24 protein-coding genes are annotated in these 22,517 nt (G+C 67.6%); 6 read left to right on the top strand and 18 right to left on the bottom strand.

The window, feature by feature from the left end; all coding sequences use genetic code 11:
* Positions 1-191 precede the first annotated feature (191 nt).
* Complete coding sequence (locus tag JOE46_RS14290) at positions 192-1,679, top strand: thioesterase domain-containing protein (protein WP_209927637.1); 1,488 nt, start codon at positions 192-194, stop codon at positions 1,677-1,679.
* A gap of 132 nt (positions 1,680-1,811) precedes the next feature.
* On the opposite strand, the gene JOE46_RS14285 is transcribed toward JOE46_RS14290, so the two are convergent.
* Both JOE46_RS14285 and JOE46_RS14280 read right to left on the bottom strand, forming a co-directional pair.
* Complete coding sequence (locus tag JOE46_RS14285) at positions 1,812-3,269, bottom strand: trehalose-6-phosphate synthase (RefSeq protein ID WP_257017479.1); 1,458 nt, start codon at positions 3,267-3,269, stop codon at positions 1,812-1,814.
* 49 nt (positions 3,270-3,318) lie between these two features.
* Positions 3,319-3,492: a hypothetical protein gene (locus JOE46_RS14280; RefSeq protein ID WP_169310548.1), complete on the bottom strand. Its 174-nt coding sequence runs from the start codon at positions 3,490-3,492 to the stop codon at positions 3,319-3,321.
* 156 nt (positions 3,493-3,648) lie between these two features.
* Here JOE46_RS14280 and JOE46_RS14275 point away from each other — a divergent pair, with 156 nt between their 5' ends.
* Together JOE46_RS14275 and JOE46_RS14270 are read left to right on the top strand one after the other, a co-directional pair.
* Complete coding sequence (locus JOE46_RS14275; RefSeq protein WP_209927635.1) at positions 3,649-5,454, top strand: ABC transporter ATP-binding protein; 1,806 nt, start codon at positions 3,649-3,651, stop codon at positions 5,452-5,454.
* Entirely contained in the window at positions 5,451-7,208 is a 1,758-nt protein-coding gene (locus tag JOE46_RS14270) for an ABC transporter ATP-binding protein (RefSeq protein ID WP_209927633.1), read from the top strand. Before JOE46_RS14275 ends, JOE46_RS14270 begins: the two co-directional genes overlap by 4 nt.
* A gap of 410 nt (positions 7,209-7,618) precedes the next feature.
* Here the strand turns inward: JOE46_RS14270 and JOE46_RS14265 are convergent, their stop codons facing one another.
* From JOE46_RS14265 to JOE46_RS14215, 11 genes are all read right to left on the bottom strand, one after another.
* Positions 7,619-8,728 carry a hypothetical protein gene (locus JOE46_RS14265; protein WP_209927631.1) on the bottom strand — a complete coding sequence of 370 codons (1,110 nt, stop codon included), beginning with the start codon at positions 8,726-8,728 and terminating at the stop codon, positions 7,619-7,621.
* 269 nt (positions 8,729-8,997) lie between these two features.
* Complete coding sequence (locus JOE46_RS14260) at positions 8,998-9,300, bottom strand: gas vesicle protein K (protein ID WP_097211853.1); 303 nt, start codon at positions 9,298-9,300, stop codon at positions 8,998-9,000.
* The gene (locus JOE46_RS14255; protein ID WP_097211854.1) at positions 9,293-9,514 is read right to left on the bottom strand and encodes a gas vesicle protein; all 222 of its coding nucleotides are present in this window, start codon (positions 9,512-9,514) and stop codon (positions 9,293-9,295) included. Before JOE46_RS14255 ends, JOE46_RS14260 begins: the two co-directional genes overlap by 8 nt.
* On the bottom strand, positions 9,511-10,299 hold the full coding sequence (locus JOE46_RS14250) for a GvpL/GvpF family gas vesicle protein (protein ID WP_306455730.1): 789 nt from the start codon (positions 10,297-10,299) through the stop codon (positions 9,511-9,513). The genes JOE46_RS14255 and JOE46_RS14250 overlap by 4 nt, the downstream gene beginning before the upstream one ends.
* Complete coding sequence (locus JOE46_RS14245) at positions 10,289-10,687, bottom strand: gas vesicle protein (protein ID WP_245221047.1); 399 nt, start codon at positions 10,685-10,687, stop codon at positions 10,289-10,291. Before JOE46_RS14245 ends, JOE46_RS14250 begins: the two co-directional genes overlap by 11 nt.
* Entirely contained in the window at positions 10,684-11,013 is a 330-nt protein-coding gene (locus JOE46_RS14240; RefSeq protein ID WP_209927629.1) for a gas vesicle protein, read from the bottom strand. Before JOE46_RS14240 ends, JOE46_RS14245 begins: the two co-directional genes overlap by 4 nt.
* A 5-nt stretch (positions 11,014-11,018) precedes the next feature.
* Positions 11,019-11,294 carry a gas vesicle protein GvpG gene (locus tag JOE46_RS14235; RefSeq protein ID WP_097211857.1) on the bottom strand — a complete coding sequence of 92 codons (276 nt, stop codon included), beginning with the start codon at positions 11,292-11,294 and terminating at the stop codon, positions 11,019-11,021.
* 2 nt (positions 11,295-11,296) lie between these two features.
* Positions 11,297-12,088, bottom strand: coding sequence for a GvpL/GvpF family gas vesicle protein (locus tag JOE46_RS14230; RefSeq protein WP_209927627.1), 792 nt, complete (start codon positions 12,086-12,088; stop codon positions 11,297-11,299).
* Entirely contained in the window at positions 12,088-12,495 is a 408-nt protein-coding gene (gvpJ, locus tag JOE46_RS14225) for a gas vesicle protein GvpJ (RefSeq protein WP_097211859.1), read from the bottom strand. Before gvpJ ends, JOE46_RS14230 begins: the two co-directional genes overlap by 1 nt.
* Positions 12,492-13,541 (bottom strand): SRPBCC family protein, encoded by a 1,050-nt coding sequence (locus JOE46_RS14220; RefSeq protein ID WP_097211992.1) that lies wholly within the window; start codon positions 13,539-13,541, stop codon positions 12,492-12,494. The genes gvpJ and JOE46_RS14220 overlap by 4 nt, the downstream gene beginning before the upstream one ends.
* A gap of 5 nt (positions 13,542-13,546) precedes the next feature.
* On the bottom strand, positions 13,547-14,236 hold the full coding sequence (locus tag JOE46_RS14215; RefSeq protein WP_209927624.1) for a hypothetical protein: 690 nt from the start codon (positions 14,234-14,236) through the stop codon (positions 13,547-13,549).
* A 32-nt stretch (positions 14,237-14,268) separates the two neighbouring features.
* On the opposite strand from JOE46_RS14215, the gene JOE46_RS14210 reads away from it, so the two are divergent.
* Complete coding sequence (locus tag JOE46_RS14210; protein WP_209927623.1) at positions 14,269-14,859, top strand: hypothetical protein; 591 nt, start codon at positions 14,269-14,271, stop codon at positions 14,857-14,859.
* 240 nt (positions 14,860-15,099) lie between these two features.
* Entirely contained in the window at positions 15,100-15,426 is a 327-nt protein-coding gene (locus JOE46_RS14205; protein ID WP_209927622.1) for a hypothetical protein, read from the top strand.
* A gap of 4 nt (positions 15,427-15,430) precedes the next feature.
* Here JOE46_RS14205 and JOE46_RS14200 read toward each other — a convergent pair whose 3' ends face one another.
* From JOE46_RS14200 to JOE46_RS14180, 5 genes are all read right to left on the bottom strand, one after another.
* The gene (locus JOE46_RS14200) at positions 15,431-15,904 is read right to left on the bottom strand and encodes a DUF4383 domain-containing protein (RefSeq protein ID WP_097211863.1); all 474 of its coding nucleotides are present in this window, start codon (positions 15,902-15,904) and stop codon (positions 15,431-15,433) included.
* A gap of 73 nt (positions 15,905-15,977) precedes the next feature.
* The gene (locus JOE46_RS14195) at positions 15,978-17,237 is read right to left on the bottom strand and encodes a DUF3533 domain-containing protein (protein ID WP_245221768.1); all 1,260 of its coding nucleotides are present in this window, start codon (positions 17,235-17,237) and stop codon (positions 15,978-15,980) included.
* 208 nt (positions 17,238-17,445) lie between these two features.
* A complete protein-coding gene (locus JOE46_RS14190) occupies positions 17,446-19,803 on the bottom strand; it encodes an MMPL family transporter (RefSeq protein WP_209927621.1) in 2,358 nt (785 codons plus the stop codon).
* Positions 19,804-19,836: 33 nt separating this feature from the next.
* Positions 19,837-20,490 (bottom strand): TetR family transcriptional regulator, encoded by a 654-nt coding sequence (locus tag JOE46_RS14185; protein WP_097211866.1) that lies wholly within the window; start codon positions 20,488-20,490, stop codon positions 19,837-19,839.
* 112 nt (positions 20,491-20,602) lie between these two features.
* Positions 20,603-21,538 carry a methionyl-tRNA formyltransferase gene (locus JOE46_RS14180; protein WP_209927619.1) on the bottom strand — a complete coding sequence of 312 codons (936 nt, stop codon included), beginning with the start codon at positions 21,536-21,538 and terminating at the stop codon, positions 20,603-20,605.
* 119 nt (positions 21,539-21,657) lie between these two features.
* Here JOE46_RS14180 and JOE46_RS14175 point away from each other — a divergent pair, with 119 nt between their 5' ends.
* Entirely contained in the window at positions 21,658-22,458 is an 801-nt protein-coding gene (locus tag JOE46_RS14175) for an alpha/beta fold hydrolase (RefSeq protein WP_097211868.1), read from the top strand.
* The last annotated feature ends 59 nt before the right edge of the window (positions 22,459-22,517 follow it).

Raw genomic sequence — 22,517 nt, 5'->3', positions numbered from 1 at the left:
CGCAGAGCGCTCCCCGAGTCAGTTCATTGCAGACCGCCAGCGGGGCACCGGCAAGGCCATTCACGTCAGCCGCAAGAACAGGTTCTACGCCTCGGGGTGCCGCAGCCGCCATCCAGAAAGAAGTAGCCATTGTCGATTGTGAACATACGTCGATTCCGCCGAAATCAGAGACTGCACAGGAGCTTTGAGCAATGACCACAGAGCAAGGCCAGCTCGTCGAGGCATCGGACGAATCCATGAACAAGAATCGCACCATCGAGTGGTCGACAATTCCCACCCCCACATCATTGCCCGAGGTCGCACCCTGCGACTGGGAAGAAGCACTGAACGGGCCTGACACTGACACAGCCCAGGTCATAGTTCTGGACTGCCGCAGAGACGAATCCGGTACGCTCCCAACGGATGCGCACACCATGACACAGAAGGTGTCAGCCGCTTTGCAGTCCTGGTCCGGACAACGACGCTTCGATTCCAGCCCTTTCCTGGTACTCACGCGCGGCGCGGTTTCGGTATCGACTGACGAAGTCGTGCACCCGGCAGGATCGGCGATATGGGAGCTTGTGAAGACGGCTCAGGCCGAGAACCCGGGGCGGATCATTCTCGTCGACACCGACTCCTCCGACAAAGGCCTCGGGGACCTATTCGGACTCATGGCCGTACGGAACATGACCGTCACCGCAGTCGCCAGCGCCGAACCTCAACTCGCCATACGCGGAGACATCCTGTTTGTGCCCCGGCGCAACGGGATCGGACTTGCCCCCGACCGAGCTACCGTGGTCGCCGAGTCTGTCGAACAGTCTCCCGCAGCGAGCTCCAAATCCGCTGAACCATCTATTGTTCGCATGTTCAGACAGGCGGTCGCAGACGATAAGTTCGGCGACGGCCTGGAATTCCTTCTTGCGGCTGCGAAACTCCGCCCGGCGTTCGACCACTATACGGCAGGAATACCGAGGGGCATCGGGCTCAGCGGTGGCACGCCCCACAATAGTGGCGGAGATACCATGCCTCACGTTGTATTGATCTGCACCCCGGCATTTCTCGGCGGATATATTCAGTACATTCTGCTCGCCGCTCATTTGGGCGGTCATCGCCGTCTCTCGGTCATCCCGCTCTCGGGATATGAGCCGGATGAGCCCTTGCCGGCGTCGCTCGACGCCGCCATCGAAAGTATCACCAAGGCCGTCCTCGACACCGTTGGGAACGACGAATTTGTCCTGGCCGGCATGTCGGGAGGAGGAAACCTCGCCCACGCCGCTGCAGCTCGATTGCTGGAACAAAGCAATTCCCGGTTGCAGGGATTGATCATCTTCGATTCCTTTATCGCTCGAGAGGCAAACGAGCGCCAAATGGGAACCGCGAGGGACGCCGTGGTCGATACGGAAGCATTGATCCCCGACCTTGCCGGCTTCACCACCGAACGGTTGACCGCTCTAGCATGCTGGCTCGAGCTGTTGTTGCAAATCGAGTATCAGCCTGTCGAATGCAAGGCGCTCGTCATCAAATGCACGAAACCGTCACCAACGCACAACCTCAACGAGTGGCCCATCGAAAGCTGGTCAACCGAACAGACTGTCCAGACCGTGGACGCGGAACATGTCGCACTGTGCAGCACTGAGGCGCATACGACCGCACAGGTGGTTGACCAATGGTTGAGGCAGTTGAGCGCAAACGACGGTTAACCTCGTCCGATGGTCTGTCGAGTAACTCTCCACTATGTTCTGTTGGCTTGAACCCACTCCAGCCGACCTTTACCAGGTATAACGGACCACGCAGAAGGGCGCCTACCCCGGGGGAGGCGCCCTTCTGCGGTATCAGGCCTTGAGTTCGTCGCCGAGCAGCGCGCCGCCCGCGACCGAATCCCGCGCCAGCGCGTTGAGGAACGACTTGGCCCAGCGGTCCACGTCGTGCGCGAGCACCTGACGACGCATCGCGCGCATCCGGCGGCGGCCCGCCTCGCGGTCCTGGGTGAGCGCCGCGACCATCTCGTCCTTGACGCCGTCCAGGTCGTGCGGGTTGGCCTGGTACGCCTGACGCAATTCGGCTGCGGCGCCGGTGAACTCGCTCAGCAGCAGGGCGCCGCCGAGGTCGCTGCGGCAGGCCACGTACTCCTTGGCGACGAGGTTCATGCCGTCCCGGAGTGGGGTCACCAGCATGACGTCGGCGGCTACGAAGAAGGCGATCAGCTCCTCGCGGGGGATCGGCCGGTGCAGGTAGTGGACGACCGGCCTGCCGACCTGACCGAACTCGCCGTTGATCCGGCCGACCTGCTGTTCGATGTCGCCGCGCATCTGGATGTAGCTCTCGACCCGTTCCCGGCTGGGCGTCGCCAGCTGGACCATGATGTTCTGGGCCGGGTCCATCCGGCCCTCCTCGAGCAGCTCACGAATGGCGTTGAGGCGGACGTCGATTCCCTTGGTGTAGTCCAGCCGGTCAACGCCGAGCATGACCTTGTCCGGGTTGCCGAGTTCCTTGCGGATCTGCTTGGCGCGGTCCCTTATCGACTTCTTGCGGGAGAGCTCGTCGAGCTGACCCGAGTCGATGGAGATCGGGAACGCGCCGACCCGCACGTTGCGGAAGCCCACCTGGACGACGCCGAGCTTGGAGCGGACCCCGACATTGCCCCGCGACGTCGGCTGGCCCGCCAGTCGCCTCGCCAGGTACAGGAAGTTCTGTGCGCCGCCGGGCAGGTGGAAGCCGATCAGGTCGGCGCCCAGCAGGCCCTCGACGATCTCCCGACGCCACGGCATCTGCATGAACAGCTCGACCGGCGGGAACGGGATGTGCAGGAAGAACCCGATGGTCAGGTCCGGGCGCAGCATCCGCAGCATCTTCGGCACCAGCTGGAGCTGGTAGTCCTGGATCCACACCGTCGCGCCGTGCGCGGCGGCCGCCGAGGTGGCCTCGGCGAACCGGCGGTTGACCTCGACGTACGCGTTCCACCAGGAACGGTCGTAGACCGGCTTGACGATCACGTCGTGGTACAGCGGCCACAGAGTGGCGTTGGAGAAGCCCTCGTAGTAGTCGGCGACCTCCTGTGCGCTCAGGCGCACGGGGTACAGCTCGATGCCGTCCTCGACGATGGGGCCCAGATCGGTGTCCGGCACGCCCGGCCAGCCGACCCAGGCGCCCTTCTTGCCGCGCAGGATCGGTTCGAGCGCGGTGACGAGGCCACCCGGACTGCGCTTCCACCTGGTGCTGCCGTCGGGCAGGGTCTCGAGATCGACGGGCAACCGGTTGGCAACGACAACAAATTCCGAGGCGGAGCCCACAATCTTCCTTTGTTCGGATGCCGCCGCGACCGCGGCCGGCGCCGGCTGACTAGTCGATCTTGGCCGAGGGGCCGATGCCGAGCATAGACAGCAACATCCGGCATTCGTCGGCATCTGTCGCATATGCCGCGACAACTCGCTGTGCCTGGCGGGCGGTCTCGTCCGCTACCGGCTCGAGCTCCTCGTCGGCGATGTCGTTCTCGGTGGTCGTCTTCGCGGCCATGTCGATTGTTCCTCTCGGGCGGAGTACGCCTGCTGCGGCAGGTTCGTACGTGTCCGCGACTCTATGAGAACCGGGCGGTCCGGCGCTACTTCCAACGTCAGTTAGGGTGTACTAACTTCAACGGCATCTGGTCGCCGCACACTATCGGGAGGCTTGATGGGGCGCACATCTGCGCGCGGCGGCGGTGCTGCCAATGGGCGCGGCGGCGGTGCCGCCAATGGGCGCGGCGGCGGTGCCGCCAGTGGGCGCGGCGGCGGTGCCGGGATTCTCCGGCGGACCGTCGCCAGGAACCGGGGACGTCTGACGATCGGTACGGCGCTGCTCGCGGTGCACCAGATCGCCGAGACGATGGTGCCGGTCGCCATCGGCATCATCGTCGGCCGCGCGATCTCCACCGGTGACACCGACGCGCTCGTCATCTCCGTGCTCGGGCTGGCGGCGCTGTTCCTGGTGCTCACGGCGGCCTGGCGGATGGGCGCCCGATTCATCGTGTTCGCGATGCAGAACGAGGCGCACCTGCTCCGGGTGGAGGTGGCGGGCCGGATCCTGCACCCCAGGGGTGTGCGGACGGACCTGCGCTCGGGTGAACTGCTCACCGTCTCGACCTCCGACGCGGATCGGGAGGCCTGGATCCTCGACGTGATCCCGCGCATCGTCGCGGCGCTCGTCGCCGCGGTGGCCTCCGCGGTGACCCTGCTCGTGATCGACGTCCCGCTGGGCCTCGCCGTCCTGATCGGCACGCCGGTGATCCTGGGCCTGATGCAGCTCGCGGCGCCGCTGATCACCCGCCGCGCCACCGCCGCGCAGGCGGCGACCGCCCGGGCGTCGGGGTCGGCCACCGACCTGGTGAGCGGGCTGCGTCCGCTGCGCGGGCTCGGCGCGGAGCGGGCCGCGGCGGCGCGCTACCGCGGTGCCAGCGGCGAGGCGCTGCGTTCGACGCTGCACGCGGCCAAGGCCACCGGGATCTTCGTGGGCACCTCGGTGACGGTCAGCGCGCTGCTGGCCGTTGGCGTCGCGGGCGTGGCCGGCTGGTTCGCGCTGCAGGGCCGGATCACGATCGGCGAGCTGATCACCGTGGTCGGGCTGTCCCAGTTCATCATCGAACCGCTCGGCACCCTCGCGCGGATGCCGGGCTTCCTCGCCACCGCAAGGGCCTCCGCCGACCGGCTCGCGCTGGTGCTCGATGCGGACCCGATGGTCCCGGCCGGGTCGCAATCGTTGCCGCCGCGGGTGACGCTGGAGCTGGCCGATGTCAGCTACCGGTCGCTGCGCGGACTCGACCTCCGCGCGCACCCCGGCGAGTTGGTGGGGGTGCTGGCGCATCGCCCGCAGGATGCGGAGGCGCTGGCACACCTGCTGTCCGGGCACGTCGCGCCCGACGATCACGGTGGCACCGTGACCGTCGGCGGGGTGCACTTGGCCGACATCGATCTGGCCCAGGCTCGCGGCGCCGTCCTCGTCGAGCCGCACAACACGGACCTGTTCGCGGGGACCGTCGGCTCCAACGTGGTGGCGGGCAGCCCGGACGCCGACCACACCGAGGTGCGCCGGGCGCTGACGGCCTCGGCGGCGGTGGACGTCGTCGACGCGCACCCCGACGGGCTGGACCTGCCGGTCACGGACCGGGGCGCGAGCCTGTCCGGCGGTCAGCGGCAGCGGGTGGCGCTGGCCAGGGCGCTGCTGTCGCAGGCACCGGTGCTGGTGCTGCACGATCCGACCACCGCCGTCGACGCGGTGACCGAACAGGCCATCGCGGAGGGCATTTCGCGGCTCAGACATGGCGTGAACGGGCACGAGGCTCCCGAGCGGGTGCACACCACCGTGCTGATCACCAGCAGCCCCGCGCTGCTGGCGGTGGCGGACCGGGTGCTGGTGCTCGACGAGGGCCGCGTGGTCCGCGAGGGCACCCACTCCGACCTCGCCACGGCCGACGAGAACTACCGAAAGGTGGTGCTGCGATGAGAGTCACCGCAGAGCACCGGCCCCTGCTCCCGATCGCGACGGCGGGGGAGAGCTGGGCCTGGCTGCGAGCCGAGTTTGCGCGCGTCCGCCGCCTGACCGGGCTCACGCTCGCCGTCGGGACGGTCGGTGCGGCCGTCTCCCTGGTACCGATCTACGTGTTCGGGATCCTGGTCGACCGGGTGCAGTCCAAGGCGCCGACCGAGATCATCGTCGGGGTGGTCGCGGTCATCGCCGTCGCCGCACTGCTCGGCGGGCTGTTCGCCGGCTGGGGCTCGGTGCTGATCAGCCGTCTCGGCGAGGGCATGCTCGCGCGGCTTCGGGAGCGGACGGTCGAGCGGGCGCTGACCCTGCCGATCGCGACGGTCGAGCGGGTGGGCAAGGGGGACTTGCTCTCCCGCGTCGGCGACGACATCTCGGTGATCGGCAAGGCCGTCTCCGACGTGGTACCGAACCTGGTCTCCGCGGTGTTGCTGGTGGTGCTGAGCATGATCGCGATGCTCGGCATCGACTGGCGGCTCGGGCTGGCAGGCGCGGTGGCGCTGCCTATGTACGCGCTCGCGCTGCGCTGGTACCTGCCGCGGTCGGGCCCGATGTTCGCCGCCGAACGGGTCGCGATGGGGGAGCGGTCCCAGGTGCTGATCAGCAGCATGCAGGGCGCGCGCACGGTCCGCGCGTACGGGCTCGAGGACGCGCACCTGGCGGAGATCGACCGGGCCTCCGGAAAGGCCAGGGACATCGCGACCGGGGTGTTCACCCTCTTCACCCGGTTCGCGGGCCGCGGCAACCGCGCCGAGTTCGTCGGGCTCTCGGTGATCCTGGTGGTCGGCTTCGCACTGGTGAAGGGCGACCTGGTGACCGTCGGCGAGACCACGGCCGCCGCCCTTCTGTTCCACCGGCTGTTCAACCCGATCGGCATGCTGATGTACACCTTCGGCGAGATCCAGTCGGCGGGCGCCAGCCTGGCGCGTCTGGTCGGCGTGGTGAACATTCCGGCGGAGAACGCGTCCCCGTCGGGGGCGGCGCCCGCGTCGGCAGAGCTGCGCCTGACCGGGGTCCGGCACAGCTACGACGGATCCCGGGAGGTGGTGCGCGGCATCGACCTACGCATCGAGCCGGGGACGCGGGTGGCGCTGGTCGGCTCGACCGGTGCCGGGAAGACGACCGTCGCGGCGATCGCGTCGGGCTCGGTCACGCCCACCGCGGGAGAGGTGTCCATCGGCGGGGTCCCGCTGGCGGAGCTCGGCGACAGTCTCCGCGAGCAGGTGGTGATCGTGAGCCAGGAGGTGCACGTCTTCGCCGGCCCGCTGATCGAGGACCTGCGCCTCGCCCGGCCGGACGCGACCGTGGAGCAGGCGCGCGCGGCGCTGGACACCGTCGGCGCGCTCGGTTGGGCGGATGTCCTCGAGGACGGGCTCGACACCGAGGTCGGCGAGGGCGGACACACCCTGACCGCGGCCCAGGCGCAGCAGCTGGCCCTGGCCCGCCTGGTGTTGGCCGATCCCGCCGTGGCGGTGCTCGACGAGGCCACCGCCGAGGCAGGCAGTGCGGGTGCGCGCGACCTCGAGGTGGCGGCGGAGGCGGCGACCAGGGGGCGCACCACGCTGGTGGTGGCCCACCGGCTCACGCAGGCGGCCACCGCGGATCGGGTGCTGGTACTCGAGCACGGCGAGGTCATCGAGGAGGGGACTCACGACGAGCTGGTCGCGGCGGGCGGACGGTACGCGCAGCTGTGGGCGGCCTGGTCCGCTAGGTAGGACCGGGCTGCCCGCCGCCGCCCGTCGCGGCGGCGGTGAACCGTTCGCGGATCGGCCTCGTCGGTGAGGGGGTCTCGCGGACCCGGAATGATCAAGAAATTCGCCGATCGCGACTATAGCCTGGAATTGAATTCGGCCGGACGCATTGTGGGAGCCGGACTCTCCCTCATCTGCGAACACCGCTCGGCCGTGCCACCAGCGAAATTAGGGGGCGTCCTTTCTGTAACTGGTGCTCTGCGAAATCGTCATGTTCCCGATGATTCTCGGAATGGATTTCCCAGAGTTCGACGGTGTATTCCGCGCCGGATATCGGGTGCGCGCAATAATTGCCGAATTGCGGACGGACACCATGAAATTGGCGGGTATGTTCTGATTTCGCCGCGCCGCTGTGTGCACAGCGGCCGGACCTCTTACATCGCGTAGCGCAGGATTGCCGCCGCCGCCGCGGAGTCCGGGATATCGGCGCTGCGCACGGCGAGCACCCGTCCGCCCGAGAGCAGGACTCGGCGCGCGACCTCGTCGAGGACCCCCGGTGCGTCGAGATCGGAATTCGTTGCCAGGGTGAGAGTTCCGTCGTCCTCGGCAATGACGCCATGGATGGTCGTGTCGATATCGACCAGCAGGGTGTCGATGATGCCGAAGGTCGCGGCCCTGACAATGTCGGCGAGGTCGGTGGTGCCCCGGCCTTCGGCGCGCCGATCCTCGAAAAGGAGACGCAGATCAGCCAATTCGTTCTCGTAGTACCGGTCGAGGATCTCGCGTGCCCGGGTGGCGAGCTGCTCGTCCGAAAGCTGCTCCGGATTGCCCTCGATGGTCTCCGCGAGCAGGCCGTCGTAGCTGTTGACCGAGCGGAACAGGGCCCCGATCGGTTCGGCGGCGGCAAGAATGAGCGGCAGGTCGCGCCCCGACAAAATGTCGCGCAGCTCTTGATCCACCGCGCGCGCATACTGACGCACGCGGACCTTGCGGCCCTCGGTGCCTTGAATCCGCCCCTTGGGCGCGCGACCACTCAACGATGCCTTGCGCGCATAATCTGCTGCACTGGAAGGAATTCCGGGAACCCGTACGTCCTCGGCCGGGCGATCCGGGGTGATTTCCACCAGTCGCGCCGACCCCTCGGCAAGGGCGAGCACGAATGCGGACTGCGGGAAGGTGACCGCCCGGAGCAGCGGCTTCACGAAGAACCGATCCCCGACGGTGACGCCGGCCTCGAGCCGATTCGGAATCCGGAAGGTACGCATCCGCTCCGGCGTCGCGTGCACAACCAGCGTGCGCGCCTGGAATCGCCAGAACTCCTCATCTGCGATCAGATCCTCGAGCTCCTCCTCCAGTGCGACCCGCGCATCCCGATCATTGATACGCCCCAACGCATCTCGTGTCTGATTGGAGAACGCGGTCCGATTCTGCTCCGGTGTCGCAGTATCGGCCTCGGTCGGCGTATAGATCGACACGGACCACGGCGCGGAGGCATCCACCAGCGCCTCGATCTCGGAGCGAGTAGGGATATCGGTGTGCAACATGTCGACCCTTTCGAATGCTCTTGTCGGTTGCCCCCAACGTAGGACGAATGCGTAACGTTCATGTCTCGCGCCGTACCGAAATCGTTGAATCCAGAATCCGACAGAATCAGAAACCCGCCGGTCAACAACCGAAAACAGCGCAATGGGTGACAATGGCCACCACAGCGACAATGCGGGCCCGAATATCGATAGAACACAACTGGACCACGGCACGTGTGAGATTCGAGATCTCGCATGGGGGCGGCCGGCGCCGGGGTCTGGGCGTTCCCTCATGGCGGGGGCAACAGTGTTCCCAACGGCCCCAGGTCTATGTTGAGATCTTCGGGATCCAGCCCGAAATGCTCTCGTAGTTCCTCCATTCGACGTTCGAGGAGCATCAAAGTGGTGCCGATCCGCTCGATCTGGTCATCGCTGAGATCGCCCTCGTCGACACGGCGCAACGCTTGGCGTTCCATGAGTTGTCGGAGCAGTTCGACGATCGTGAGCACGAGGGTGGCCAGCCCTCGTTCCACCGATTCGGGATCGGAGTCGATGCGTTGCGGCAAGCTGCGCGTCTCCCGTTGCTCAGCCATCTGTCGCCTGTTCGGATGGAGCGGACACCGCGTCGAGGGCGGGCAGGGCCCGCACGGAGGAGACGAGGGTGCGCAACGAGACCTGCACCAGATCGACATCCGCGATCGCGAGCGTGACGTCGCCGGCGATGACCACCCCACCGGCGAGTACCCGGTCGAGCAGGTCCACGAGTGCGACGCGGCGTTCCCGATTCTCGTCCGGCGGCATGGTCATGGCGACTCCCGTCCCGAATCGCGTTCGATTCCGGTGAACGAATACGGTGGCCACGGACCCGTCAATTCGAGCCGCAGCCGTTCGTGGTCGCGATCGAGTGACGCGACGGCATCCGCGAACTCGCGGGCACGGTCCCGGTCCACCAGGTAAGTGCCGTTGAGCGGCATCCACTCCCGGGTGCCGGCAAGCGCAGGCGCAGTGGGGGATTGGCGACGGCCCATCGCGGCAAGCCGGAGCAGCGTGGTGTGGACGCTCTCGGCTTCGGCCGCGAGTGCGCGCTCGATGTCGTCGCGCGACGACAGCTCCGCCCGCCGCCGCGCCAGGTATCGGGCTCCTGCCCCGCCCGGCGCGTCCGTGCCGACGTCTGGGGCAGGCGGTGCGGTGGTGTCCGCGATCGCCCGCACTCCCCACTCCGCGCGGCCGGCGATCTGGCGCAGTGCGGCCTCGAAATCGCGACAGCTCTCGGCGAGGAGCGCTCGGACCTGCTCGTCGTCCGCGCACACCGTTGCCAACCGGAGGGGGACGGTGTCGGCGGTGCGGGCCACGGCACCGACCACCGCGTCGTGTGTGCGCGCTGTCGTCTCCAGCCAGTCGAGGTCCTCGAGGTTCCGCCGCAGCGCGGCCTCGCCGAAATCGTCGAGGCCGACGGTGCCCACGACCGCGGTCAGGCCCGCGGCCTCGATGGTGCGGACCCGTTCGGCCGCCACCCCCGCCGGGAGTTCGTCACCGTAGCGACCGCCGCCGACCACCGCGTAGACCCACACGCCCGTGCCGTCATCCGCCACGATCGTCCTCCGTCGTCTTCGGTGCGGTGTGCTGCTGCGCGGGCTGCTGCCGTCCGGATTCGACGGCGGGCATCGTCTCGCCTGCGTCGAGCGCGGCGAGCCGGTCCCGGAGCGCGCGATTCTCGAGTTCCAGATCCCGGGCGGATCCGCTGAGCCACGGATCGTGCTCCCACCAGTCGATCCCGACCGCCTTCGCGGTCTCGAGGGAGGCGATCACCAGCCGCAGCTTGATGGTGAGCAACTCGATGTCGAGGAGATTGATCTGGATGTCGCCCGCGATCACCAGGCCCTTGTCGAGCACCCGTTCGAGGATGTCGCCGAGGTTCGCCGGCTGATGCCCGGACCCGTACGGCTGCATACCGGCGGGCTCGCGCCCGGACATGGTCATTGCGAGTTCCGCCCGATATCGCTGCTGCCCCGCGGGTAGCGCCGCGTCCGGCTGTAGGAGAGCAGGTCGCCGTCCAGGCTGAGTTCCACCTCGTACAGCGCGAGAATGTCTGAGGATGTCGGGATGCGTCGGTCCTCGACGACCTCTACCTCGACCAGCCACCCCTCGTCCGTGGGAGCGACAGAGGTCGCTCCGACCGGATCGCGGGAGACGAGCTCGACGATCTGGCGCATGGCGATCCCCGCGGCCTCGGCAGCGGAAACCGGTGCGGGCGCGGGCGACTCGCGATCGTCGGTCTCGTTGTCCCCGCGAGGACTCTTGGGCACGGCTGTCACTCCTCCTGGTCGGTCTCGGGGTTCGCCGGTGGTGTTTCAGTGACCACCGGTTGGTCTGTCATCCGGTTCACCACCTCCTGTTGGGCTGCCTCCTGTTCGTCAGGCGTCAGCTCGCCCGCATCCGCTGCGGCATCGATCGCCTCGAGTTCCCGTCGCGCTTCGGCAGGATCGTGGAGTTGTTGCTCGACCCGCTCCTGGATCAGTTCGCCGAGCCTGATCACCCCTCGGACGGGAGCGAAGGGCGCGCCTAGTACCGCCGAGATCAGGCCCATCGTCAGCCCTCCTGCTCCGGTTCCCGCTTCATCACGAAGTCGTATGCAGCCATGGGACCCAGCACCTCGATCTCGGCCCGGCCGTCCCATTCGTTGGTGATATCGGCCAGCGCCTTCTCCAGATCCTCCCGGGCGCCCACGTCGAGGAGCAGCGCCACGTGAACCGCATCCAGGTCGTGGCTGGCGGGACGCACATTCACCGCGTGTGCGAGCGATCCGATCGCATCGAGCACGGTGCGGGTATCCGCGTCCCGCTTCGCGCCGATCGCCTGTTCGATGAACTCGCCGAGGGCGATCCGGGCGTCGCGGGTGGTCTCCTCGGGCTTGTCGCGGATCTCCTCTCGCAGCCTGTCCGCGTCGGGGCTCCCGGACAGCACCTCGCGCAGGATCACGGGCTCGTCATAGCGGCCCTTGATCACGTACTGCGCCCGGCCCTCCAATTCGTCGAGAGCGGACCGGAACTCGTCGTGATGCGGGGAGAGAAGTTCCTGGGTGACCGCGTCCACGTCCGTCATCACAGCACCGAATCGCAGCGGCAGGACGGGCGCGACGCGGGCCGATCCGTCGAGCAGTTCGGCGTGGGCCCGCAGGTCCTCGGGCGTGCCGAGCGGGTGACCGACCTGGATCTCGCTGACCAGGGCGGCGACCTCGTTGTGGCGGACGGCCGTCACCGAGCCGGGTGGATCGCCGACTCCCGCCGCGTCGGGTTCCGGCTCGACGTCGGCAGGCACGATGCCGTAGACGTAGGTCGCGGTCCCCGAGCGTTGATCGGTGGTGTCCTCTGCCGCCGACATCATCGCTCCCTTCGCTTCGACGTCTTCTCCGCATTTTCGTCGCGTCTGTCCTGGACCTCGCCGAGGAAGTCCGAGAGCTTCTCGCCTGCCGCCTCGATCGCACCTTTCGTCTTGTGTTTGGCGCCACCCTCGGCGACGTCGCCGACCAGGCCGGGCAAGCCGGTCGGCTCGTTCTCCGAGATCTCGAGCCGGTTCACCGCCTCGGCATAGCGCAGGTAGGTGTCGACGCTGGCGACGACCACGCGGGCATCAACCGTCAATAGTTCGATGCCGACGATCGAGACCCGCACGAACGCGTCGAGAACCAGACCCTTGTCGAGGATGGTGTCGATGACATCGGCCAGTCCGGACGCACTCGGTCGTCCGAGCTCGCCCCCGCCGTTCGCACCCTGTGTCGCAATGGTCATGACGCGGACCCCCGCTTCTCGCCTTTCGCGCGCGCGGATCCCGTACGCCGTCGCGGCTGCCGTTTCGGGGGTTTCCGGTCTTCGTCCTCCGCGGGTTCGCTCTCTGGTTCTTCGGGTTCGCTCTCCGGTTCCTCGACCTCTCCGTCGTGGATCTCGCCGCGCCAGCCCTCCACGTCGTCGGGATGAAGGGCACTCTGCGTCATCAGGTGTCGCTGGAAGTGCTTGAGCTCGAGACGAGCCCGACGGCCCTGCGCCCGCCAGAGGTTCCCGGTCTTCTCGAAGAATCCCTGAGGGTGGTACTCGAGAACCATGATGATCCGGGTGAGGGAGGGCGCTAGCTCATGGAAGGTCACCGCCCCGTCGATGTAGCCCTTGTTGCCCTTGGATCGCCAGATGATGTGCTCCTCGGGAACCTGTTCCAGGATCGTCGACTCCCACGTTCGGCGTGACCAGAAGACTTTCGCCGTGAACGAGAGCTTCTCGTCCGACTTCTGTTCGACCTGTTCGACCTTCTTCATGAACTTGGGGAACTCGCCGAACTGGGTCCACTGGTCGTATGCGAGTTGGACGGGCACACCGACATCGATCTGTTCGACGATGTTGGTGAGTTTGATCTTCTTGCCGCCCTTGTCTTTTCCTTTGCCGCCGGTGAAGGACTCCTTGATGTCCTCGAACTTCTTCCCGGCGAGGTCCTTGACGTTCGTCAACCCGGCGCTCATCGCCGCCGACAGCGGCGACTTGCCTTCGGCCAGCTTCTTCGACCCCGTGAGCGCGGCGAGCAGGCCGCCTCCCGAGCCCTCCGCGTAGTCCGTCAGCCGCTCGGCCGTCCCACTCACCTTGTCGGAGACAGCCGCCACGGCGCGCTCGGTCAGCGTTCCGGCCAGATGTTGCACCGACTGCTGCAGCGGCTGCAGATCGCGGGGGGTTTCCGTGACGGCCTTGCCTGCGGAGCCCACCGTGTCCGTGGCCGTTTTGCCGACCCTGCCCACGGTCTTCTTGGCGACCTTTCCTGTCTTGCCGGTCGCGCGTTCGATCGATCGTGTCACCGGACTCACCTTCCTGTGCGCCGCACGGGCGCGCGGTCCGATGTGGCGCCCTCGGATCGTTTGGTGCGCCGCGAGGGGCTCGACGAATTCTTGCCCCCAGCGCGGGAACTCCGGGCGCGTGGGCGACCTGAGGTGGAGACCTCGTCCGCCGGGCGCCGACGGCGAGAACTCGTCGGTGCGCGGTCGACTCGTCCGTCGTCGTCTTCCGATTCATCCTCGACTTCGGCTTCGTCCTCCGGTTCCTCGTCCTCCTCCGGTTCCTCGTCGTATTCGTCGTATTCGTCCTCGAAGTCCTCGTCGGATTCGGGTTCCTCGTCCTGCTTCGATTCGGCCCTTCGAGTCCGTGCCTTTCGGCGTGGTTCCTCGCGTTCCTCGTCGCTTTCGGGTTCCTCGTCGGGTGCGGGCAGTTGCAGGCGGTCGTTCAGCGCCTCGATTCGATTGGCCGCGGCCGTCACCGCCGCCGCACGGGCCGCGCCGATGAGGTCACCGCGTACCGACTCGGTGATCTTGCCGAGTTCGGTGGACGACCCGAGCGCTCCTGCGGCCTGTTGCATCAGCTCCCGTGGGGTTCCGGGCAACCGCCCGGTCATACCGCCTCCCGCCAGCAGCAGCGCCAGCTTCAGCTTGCGGGTGCGACCGAGGACGTAGCCCGCGCCCACCCCGAGTCCCAGGGCCATTTTCGTTCCGGACTTCATTGTCGATTCTCCTTCGCAGGTGGTGTCCCGCGATGTGGGTGCTCGGTTACCGGGCGGATCCATTTCGTTTTCGCGGACTGAAACTTGGCCTACCCAAGCTCGCACCGGTGGAAACGCATTCGGTCAACCTTTTCCACAAGGAGTTCCGGGTTGGATCGGATCCTGTGCGCGGGCTCGTGTGCTCGCATGTGTTTGAGCCGGAAAGGGCCGGGTACACCGCCGCCATGATGAAATCCACTGCCTTGACCATCGCCGCGGCGGGCCTGGTTGCCCTCGCCGCCGCCTGCGGCAACGACGATGACTCGCAGGACGCTCAGGACGGTACCGGCGCGGTCATGACAGGCACAGGTGCCGTCATGACAACGGCGGAGTCTGCGATCGACGAGACCAAGCTCGCAGCATTCGTCGCCGCGTTCCGTACCGGCTATGCGGAGTTGGCCCAGGACCGCAGTGATGAGGACATCGAGATGATCGCAACGCAATCGTGTGCTCATCTCGCAGCCGGTGCGGACAAGGAGACCGTGACCGTCGAGATCGAGACGCTGGCGGCGAACGACGGGACGAAGCCGAGCCAGGAACAGGCCGAGAACATCTACAACCTGGTCACGCCTGCGTGTCCGTGAAGGGCGTCGTTTTCGTCCGAGGTACTAGTTCTTGAAGGCGTCCTTGACCTTCTTCCCTGCCTGCCCATGGCCTTGCCGACGACTTTCTTGGTGGCATCATGGCGGCGAAACCACCGTCCGATCCGATTCCGGAGGCGCGCGAGGTTTGGTCACGCACCGGTCGGGTATGCGCCGCACATGCGAAATCTATGGTTGGGATTGGTGATCGGGGCGCTCACAGGGGCGGCCGTGGGGGCTACGGTGGACGGCGCGCGCCGTGCTGGTCAGGCCGCGGCGCGAGTCGGACACAAGGTCGAGCACTCGATCTCGGAACACAAGCCGAACGTGAATGCCGCCGGGATCGCGGACAAAGTGCATGCTGCTGCCATCGCCGACAAAGTGCGGGAGGTAGACCTGCCCGACCGTGCCCGGGCGGTTGCTGCCCGACTGGCAGAGTCGCCGGTGGCAGAGACGACCCGCCATGCCGGCCACGTGCTCGCGGACACGGCGCGACGGTCGGAGGAGCGCACGGAGAAATTCGCGCTGGAACATCCGCCCCGGAAGGGGGACGGTGACCCCACCGACTAGGCGGTCACTCGATCGGCGAGTGGGGGCGATGCGGATCGGTGGCTCTGGTGGTACCGATTCTGGGTGTCGCAAAGAAGATGGCGAGCATCGCGATGCCCAGCCCGAAATGCAGCCAGTCGTCGGCCGCGTTGGTGGGCAGAAAATCCGCTCCCGAAAGGTCATCGACGATCAGTCCGTAGATCCACAACACCAGGTAGGCGATCCCCCCGAGCACCAGGAAGAGTGCGGACGCGGCGATCGACCGTGATGCGGCAACACCGATCACGCCGAACACGAGATGGACGATGTTGTGCAGGATCGACACCTCGAACAAGCCGAACAGTTCGGCCTGCGAATCATGTGGCAGAGCGAGCGTGTCGTAGCCGGTTGTCACACCTGGCACGAAGCCGAGCACACCGATGACCACGAAGACCAAGCCGATCAGCACGGCCGCCATCTGAACCGGCGCGGTATCGCCTTCGCCTCGCAGGTGTCTCATGACCCCTTCTCCTCGCACGGTCACCGAGATCGCAACTGTCGCTGCCACCGCGAATACCCATAGGCGCGGGTTCTCACACCGGATCTGCGAGGCGAGCGACGTCAGCTTCCACCGCGGGCCGGGCGGCCCCGCGGTGGAAGCCCTTCCGGTCGTAGAGCAGGGTCACCGTGGCGCCGAGCGTCAGCCCGACCAGCAGCCCGATCAGCGTCATCATCACGGCGTGCGTGAGGTCGCCCGCGCCGCCGCTGGTGAAGTAGAGCAGGGCGCGGGCACCGAGGAACACCTGGTGCATGGGCTCGAAGTTCGCCAGCCAGCCGTAGATCGGTGGGGTCGCCTCGATCGGGATGGTGCCGCCCGAGGACGGCAATCCGAGGACGACGAACAGGATGAGGTTGACCAGCAGTCCGACGGTGCCGAACACCGCGAGCACCGACAGCGCGGTGATGCCGACGGCGGCGATGGCGAAGGTGCCGTACATCCACAGCGCGAGCTGGTTGGGGATCGGCATGCCGAGGGCGCGGCCGACGGCCACGTACAGGCCCGAGACGAGCGGGGCCAGCACCACCATCACGGCCCACTTCGACAGCAGTGTCCGGAAACGCGAGATCTCGACCGCCGGGTTGTGCACATACCGGGGACCGAACTCGGTGGGCGCGAAACCCAGCATCCCGTCGGCCAGCGAGTTCACGATCATGCCCCCGGTGAACCCGGCGAGCACCAGCAGGAGCGCGTAGTAGAACGCGGACAGCCCGTTGCCGGTCCCGTCGGGCAGCGGATTGTGTGCGGTGGTGAGCACCTTGATCGGTTCGGCCAGGCTCAGCCGCGCGGCCCCGGAGAGCGCCGGGGCGTCCGCGATCGCGGCGAGCTGGGCGTTGACCTGCTCGGTCAGCTGCGCGCCGACCTTGTCGTTGACCGCGTCGAGGGCGGGCCAGGCGATGCCCGTGACCAGCCCGACTCCGAACGTCCCGGCGCGGGGATTGGTGTAGACGGTGATGATCGGCTTCTCGATGTCCCCGGGTATGACGCCCGCCTTGGCCAGGATCAGCAGGCGCTTGGTGAAATCGCTGGGGATGACGATCGCGCCGTAGATCTCGCCGGTGTCCAGCCGGGACTGGGCCTGCGCGATCCCGATCTGCTGCAGGTCGACCTTGTCCGCTGGGACGTTCGCCACCAGTCCCTCGGTGATCTGGTTGCCGAAGTTCTCCGGCTTGTCGCCCTCGGGGGTGGAGACCGTGTCGCCCTCGTCCTGGTTGACGATCGCGAGGGGGAAGTCGTGCAGGTTGCCCTTGGCGTCGAGGATCCCGCCGAGGTAGAGCGCCGCGAGCAGGGACATCAGCAGGGACACCACGACGAGCGGCGCCAACCAGAATCGGGGCGTGCGCACGATGTGCGTCGGACGGTCGGTCGAACCTCGCCTCAGCGATGTCACAGTGGCAGCCCCTCGTCCGCGGATATCCGTGTGCCGATTGTCGCAGCAACGACGGAGGCCGGCAGCGCATCGCGCCGCCGGCCTCCTCGATTCGATCCGGGTGTCGCCGCCGCTAGCGGGCGGCCACCGTCTCCTCGCCGTCGAGCGCATGAGCCGGCAGCTCGCGCTGCAGCTTCTCGCCCTCGATGTCGACGTTCGGCAGGATCCGGTCCAGCCACGCCGGGAGCCACCACGCCTTGTCGCCGAGCAGGGCCATCACCGCGGGGATGATCACCATGCGGACCACGAAGGCGTCGAAGAAGACCGCAGCCGCCAGGGCGAAGCCGATCGACTTGATGAACGAGTTCGGCTCCGCGATGAAGGCCGCGAACACCGACATCATGATCAGCGCGGCGGCGGTGACCACCCGCGACCCGTGGGTGAACCCGATCGTCATCGCGTCCTTGGCGGAGGCGCCGTGCACGTACTCCTCACGCATCCGGGTCACCAGGAACACCTGGTAGTCCATCGCCAGGCCGAAGACCACACCGATCAGGAAGATCGGCATGAAGCTGACCAGCGGCTGCGGGTTCCCGACCAGACCACCCCAGCCGTTCTGGAAGATCGCGACCGTGGCGCCGAAGGTGGCCGCGACACTGAGCAGGAAGCCAAGGGTGGCGGTCAGCGGCACGAGCAGCGACCGGAACACCAGCGTCAGCAGGATGAACGCCAGCCCGACCACCACCAGCAGGTAGGGGATCAGGGCGTCCTGCAGTCGGTCGGAGATGTCGGTCTCGAGCGCGGTCTGACCGGTGACGCCGTAGTTGACGCCGATCTGCTCGTGCATTCCGGTCTCGCCGTCGCGGATGGACTGCATCAGGTCGACGGTCTTCGGGTCGGTCGGCCCGCTGTCCGGGGTGACCAGGATCTGTGCGGTGTCGCCCGCCTGGTTGACGCCGATCACCTGTGCGTTGGCGACATCGGTCTGCTCGGAGATGGTCGCGGCGACGTCACCGAATGCCTGCATCGCCGGGACGGTGGCGTCGCGGGCATCGACGACCACCAGCAGCGGGCCGTTGCGGCCGGGGCCGAAGCCCCCGTCGATCAGGTCGTAGGCCTGGCGGGCGCTGGTCGCGGGGTCGCCGGTGGCCTGACTGGGCAGCGCCAGCTTGAGGCCGGTGGCGGGCACCGCGAGCACGGCGAGCAGCAGCACGCCGCCGATCAGGGGGATCAACGGGACGCGTGCGACCCAGCGGGCGTAGCGCATGGCCGATCCCGGCTGCATCGAGCCGGACTCGGGATCCTTGGCCTCGACGAACGGGATCCGGCCCGCGAACACCTTGCTGCCGAACAGCCCGAGCATCGCGGGCAGGAAGGTCAGCGCGATCAGCACCGCGATGAACACGGAGAAGCCGGCGGCCATGCCCATGTCGGTGAGGAACTTGATGCCGACCACTCGCAGCGCGACGAGCGCGATGATCACCGTCAGCCCCGCGAAGACCACGGCCGATCCGGCGGTGCCCACGGCGCGTCCGGCCGCTTCCTCGCGGTTGTCGGTGACGGTCAGTTCGTGCCGGAAGCGCGAGACGATGAACAGCGAGTAGTCGATCGCGACGGCCAGGCCGATCATGATCGCCAGCGTCGGCGTCATCGATCCGAGCTCGGTGAATCCGGTCGCGATGGTGATGCCGAGGCTGCCGATGCCGACGCCGATGATCGCGGAGATCAGCGGCAGGCCTGCGGCGACGAGCGAACCGAAGGTGATCATCAGGACGACCGCGGCCACCGCCATGCCGATCAGCTCGGTGGTCCCCCCTGGAGCCTCCTGGACCTGCGCGGCGCTGCCGCTGAGCTGGACGTTGAGCCCGGCGTCGCGGCCGACCTGGGCGGCGGCGTCGATCTCGGCGGTCAGTTCGTCGGTGACGTCGGTGACCTCGCCGGTGAACGGCACGTCGACATAACCGACGGTCGCGTCCGCGCTGAGCGAGGACAGCGCCTGCGCGTCGGCGAGCGCGCGGTCGAGCGGCTTGCCGGACTCCTGCGCCTGCTCGGTGACCATCTCGACCAGGCCGTCGTGGGCGACGACGGGGTTGACCAGGGCCGCGCTGCGTTCGCCCGCGGCGGGCGGGGTGGCGGGGTCGGCCTTCGCGGCGGGCTCGACCTGCTCGATGCCGCGCACCTTGTCCAGCACGGCGTCCATCGCGGCCTCGTTCGCCGGGTCCGTCAGCGTCTGGCCGTTGGGCGCGGCGAAGACGAAGCGTGCGCTGAGCGAGTTGAAGGGGTCGCTGCCGGCGGCCTCAGGGAAGCGCTCGGCCATCAGGTCCTGCGCCTGCTGCGCGGGCGTCCCTGGGATCGAGAAGGAGTCGTTGGTCGGCCCGGAGAGGGTCGCGGCGCCGACGCCCATCAGGACGAGAAGGGTGAGCCAGATGGACAGGACCGTGCCCTTGCGCCGATAGGCGAACTTGCCGATCCGATAGAGATAGGTGGCCATGGAGGACCCTTCGTTCGAGGTGGTACGGGTCGGTCAGTGCTGCGTGGGGGCTGGCGCGGAGCCTGCGAAGCGACCCGGCAGCGGTGTCGGCTGCGGGATGCCTGCGCGGAGTTGGCGGAAGGCCTCGGTGACGAGCTCGCCGGGGTTCGCGTAGTCGGAGGTGCCCTGCATCCAGAGGTCGATCGCCGCCTTACATGCGGCCCCCGCGGCCATCTGCAGCAGGTTCGGGTACAGGTCGCGCTCGATGTCGGTGCCGGTGCGTTCGGCGATCGCCTCGCCGAAGATGCGGTTGACGCGCCCCTGCAGTTCGAGCTGGCGGGCCAGCAGCGCGGGGCTGTCCTCGACGAGGGCCATCACGGCGAAGGTGTCGGTGAGGTCGCGCTCGGGATCCATCACGATGCCGACGACCACTGTCTCGAGCGAGTCCCAGATGGGTTCCTCGGCCGGGCGCTCGCGCAGTTGCTGCACCCACTGGGTCACTTCGGTCTCGAAGCGGAAGAGGATGGCCTCTTCCTTCGACGGGAAGTAGTTGTGAAAGGTGCGCGTGGAGACGCCCGCGTCTGACGCGATGGCGTCCGCTGTCACGCAGTCGATGCCGAGGGTCCTGGCCAGCCGGACCGCGGCGTCGCTCAGTGCCCGTCGGGTGGCGGCCTTCTTACGGTCGCGCAGGGGCAGTTCTTGGATCACCCCATCGACGGTACGGACTTTGCAGACCTCTGCAAGGTTGCAGAGGTCTGCAAAATTGGTGTGGTTGCCCACACTCGACGCCGCTCGGTGACGGGGGTCACCGAGCGGGTCGTCAGCTCAGGTAGCCGCCGCCGTGCGGGAAGAACTCCTTGCCGGTCATCTCGGTGCCGTCGTCGAGGCGCACGCGCTCGATCGACAGGCCCCGGTTGCGGCCGCTCCACGCGTCGGGCCCGGCGACGATGACCATGCCGTCGCCCTCGTGGATGAAGACCCGGCCGGGGGTGCCGCCGTAGCAGCCCTTGGACACCGAGGACTCGATGACGCGGATGCGCTGGCCCTTGAAGTGGGTGAACGCGTTCGGGTATGGGTCGGACTGCGCGCGGACGAGTCGCTCGATGACCTCGGCGGGCCAGGTCCAGTCGATCCGGCTGTCCTCCGCGGCGCGCTTGTGGAAGAAGGTGGCCTGCGACCGGTCCTGGGGCGTCCAGTCCGTGCGGCCGGACTCGATGAGGTCGAGGGCGTCCACGGTGATCGGGCCGATCATGTCGACGGTCCGGTGGAACAGGTCGGTGACCGTGTCCTTCGGGCCGACCGGGGTGCTGCGCTGCAGGATGATGTCGCCCGCGTCGAGCTCCTCGTCCATCAGGTGTGCGGTGAGGCCGACCTCGGGTTCGCCGTTGATCAGCGCCCAGATCAGCGGGGAGAACCCGGTGTACTTCGGCAGCAGCGAGTCGTGGATGTTGAGGGTGCCGTAGCGGGGGGCGTCGAAGACGTCCCTTGGCAGCCAGGTGCGCCAGTTGTTCGCCACGATGATGTCGGGGTCGGCCTGCTTCAGTGCGGCCTTGAAATCCTCGTCGGGCTTGTTCGTGATGTGCACCTGCACCCCGTGCTCGGCGGCGAGGTCGGCGACCGAATCGGCCCACATCCGCTCGTACGCGTGGTCGCTCTTGGGGTGGGTGATCGCAAGCACCACCTCATGTTTGGAATCCAGCAGCGCCTGCAGGGTACGGTGACCCCAGGTCTGGTATCCGAGCGTGGCGACTCTCAACGGGTTCCTCCTGGACGAGCGCGACAATTGCCGTCGAGTGATCGACGCGGGGCTAGCTTAGGCTATCCATAGCGACGGCACCGGGCCGTGTCCCCGGTTCTCGCCAGAAAGGCTCGTCGATGCCCCTCGCCACGATCAATGGGATTCAGCTGAATTACCAGGTCAAAGGCTCAGGTGACCTGGTCGTCCTGATCATGGGGACCGGCAGCCCCGGTCGGGTGTGGGACCTGCATCAGGTCCCCGCGCTGCTGGCCGCGGGATACCGCGTCTGCACCTTCGACAACCGCGGCATCGCCCCGACCGACGAGTGTGCGGACGGCATCGCCATCGAGGACATGGTCGCGGACACCGCGGCGCTGATCGAGCACCTCGGGGGCCCGGCCCACGTGATCGGCACCTCGCTCGGCGCCCGCGTCGCGCAGGAGCTCGCGCTGGCGCGCCCCGAGCTGGTGCGGAAGGCCGTTTTCCTTGCCGCGCACGGCCGCCGGGTTGCGCTGCAGAAGGCGTTGTCCGAGGGTGAGCGGGAACTCGACGCGCAGGGCATCACGCTGCCCGCGAGCTACCGGGCCGCGATCACCGCGGTGCTCAACCTCTCGCCCGCCTCGCTGGTGGACCAGATGGCGGCCCAGGACTGGCTGGACATCTTCGCCTTCTCCAAGGCCGAGACCAGCCGCGGCGTGCGAGCCCAGCAGAACCTGGACGACTTCGGCGACCGCCTCGCGGCTTACCGCCGGATCACTCGGCCCTGCCTGGCGATCGGGTTCGCCGACGACCGGTTGGTGCCGCCGCACCTGGCCGCCGAGGTGGCCAAGGCCATTCCTGGGGCGAACTACGTGGAACTGCCGGACTGCGGCCACTACGGCTACCTCGAGCGTCCCGACGCGGTGAACTCCGCGATCCTGGACTTCCTCACCGGCTAGCGCGGGGTAGTTTGCCTACCCTAAGGGTAGGTAGCCTATCCTAAGGTCCGAAATCGCGG

The sequence above is a fragment of the Rhodococcus sp. PvR099 genome, assembly GCF_017833315.1.
GTDB classification, from domain to species: Bacteria; Actinomycetota; Actinomycetes; order Mycobacteriales; family Mycobacteriaceae; genus Rhodococcus_G; species Rhodococcus_G oryzae.
The sequence above is the reverse complement of the archived record's forward strand: the minus strand, read 5'-3'. Positions and strand labels throughout refer to the sequence as shown.

Excerpts from the sequence above, each read along its gene's own strand:
- JOE46_RS14190 (WP_209927621.1), bottom strand. The coding sequence starts at position 19,803 with ATGGCCACCTATCTCTATCGGATCGGCAAGTTCGCCTATCGGCGCAAG.
- JOE46_RS14290 (WP_209927637.1), top strand. The coding sequence starts at position 192 with ATGACCACAGAGCAAGGCCAGCTCGTCGAGGCATCGGACGAATCCATG.
- JOE46_RS14280 (WP_169310548.1), bottom strand. The coding sequence starts at position 3,492 with ATGGCCGCGAAGACGACCACCGAGAACGACATCGCCGACGAGGAGCTC.
- JOE46_RS14215 (WP_209927624.1), bottom strand. The coding sequence starts at position 14,236 with ATGAAGTCCGGAACGAAAATGGCCCTGGGACTCGGGGTGGGCGCGGGC.
- JOE46_RS14270 (WP_209927633.1), top strand. The coding sequence starts at position 5,451 with ATGAGAGTCACCGCAGAGCACCGGCCCCTGCTCCCGATCGCGACGGCG.
- JOE46_RS14175 (WP_097211868.1), top strand. The coding sequence starts at position 21,658 with ATGCCCCTCGCCACGATCAATGGGATTCAGCTGAATTACCAGGTCAAA.
- JOE46_RS14210 (WP_209927623.1), top strand. The coding sequence starts at position 14,269 with ATGTGGGTGCTCGGTTACCGGGCGGATCCATTTCGTTTTCGCGGACTG.
- JOE46_RS14255 (WP_097211854.1), bottom strand. The coding sequence starts at position 9,514 with ATGACCATGCCGCCGGACGAGAATCGGGAACGCCGCGTCGCACTCGTG.
- JOE46_RS14265 (WP_209927631.1), bottom strand. The coding sequence starts at position 8,728 with ATGTTGCACACCGATATCCCTACTCGCTCCGAGATCGAGGCGCTGGTG.
- JOE46_RS14195 (WP_245221768.1), bottom strand. The coding sequence starts at position 17,237 with ATGTCCCTGCTCGCGGCGCTCTACCTCGGCGGGATCCTCGACGCCAAG.
- JOE46_RS14275 (WP_209927635.1), top strand. The coding sequence starts at position 3,649 with ATGGGGCGCACATCTGCGCGCGGCGGCGGTGCTGCCAATGGGCGCGGC.
- JOE46_RS14260 (WP_097211853.1), bottom strand. The coding sequence starts at position 9,300 with ATGGCTGAGCAACGGGAGACGCGCAGCTTGCCGCAACGCATCGACTCC.
- JOE46_RS14230 (WP_209927627.1), bottom strand. The coding sequence starts at position 12,088 with ATGTCGGCGGCAGAGGACACCACCGATCAACGCTCGGGGACCGCGACC.
- JOE46_RS14235 (WP_097211857.1), bottom strand. The coding sequence starts at position 11,294 with ATGGGCCTGATCTCGGCGGTACTAGGCGCGCCCTTCGCTCCCGTCCGA.
- JOE46_RS14245 (WP_245221047.1), bottom strand. The coding sequence starts at position 10,687 with ATGACCATGTCCGGGCGCGAGCCCGCCGGTATGCAGCCGTACGGGTCC.
- gvpJ (WP_097211859.1), bottom strand. The coding sequence starts at position 12,495 with ATGACCATTGCGACACAGGGTGCGAACGGCGGGGGCGAGCTCGGACGA.
- JOE46_RS14200 (WP_097211863.1), bottom strand. The coding sequence starts at position 15,904 with ATGAGACACCTGCGAGGCGAAGGCGATACCGCGCCGGTTCAGATGGCG.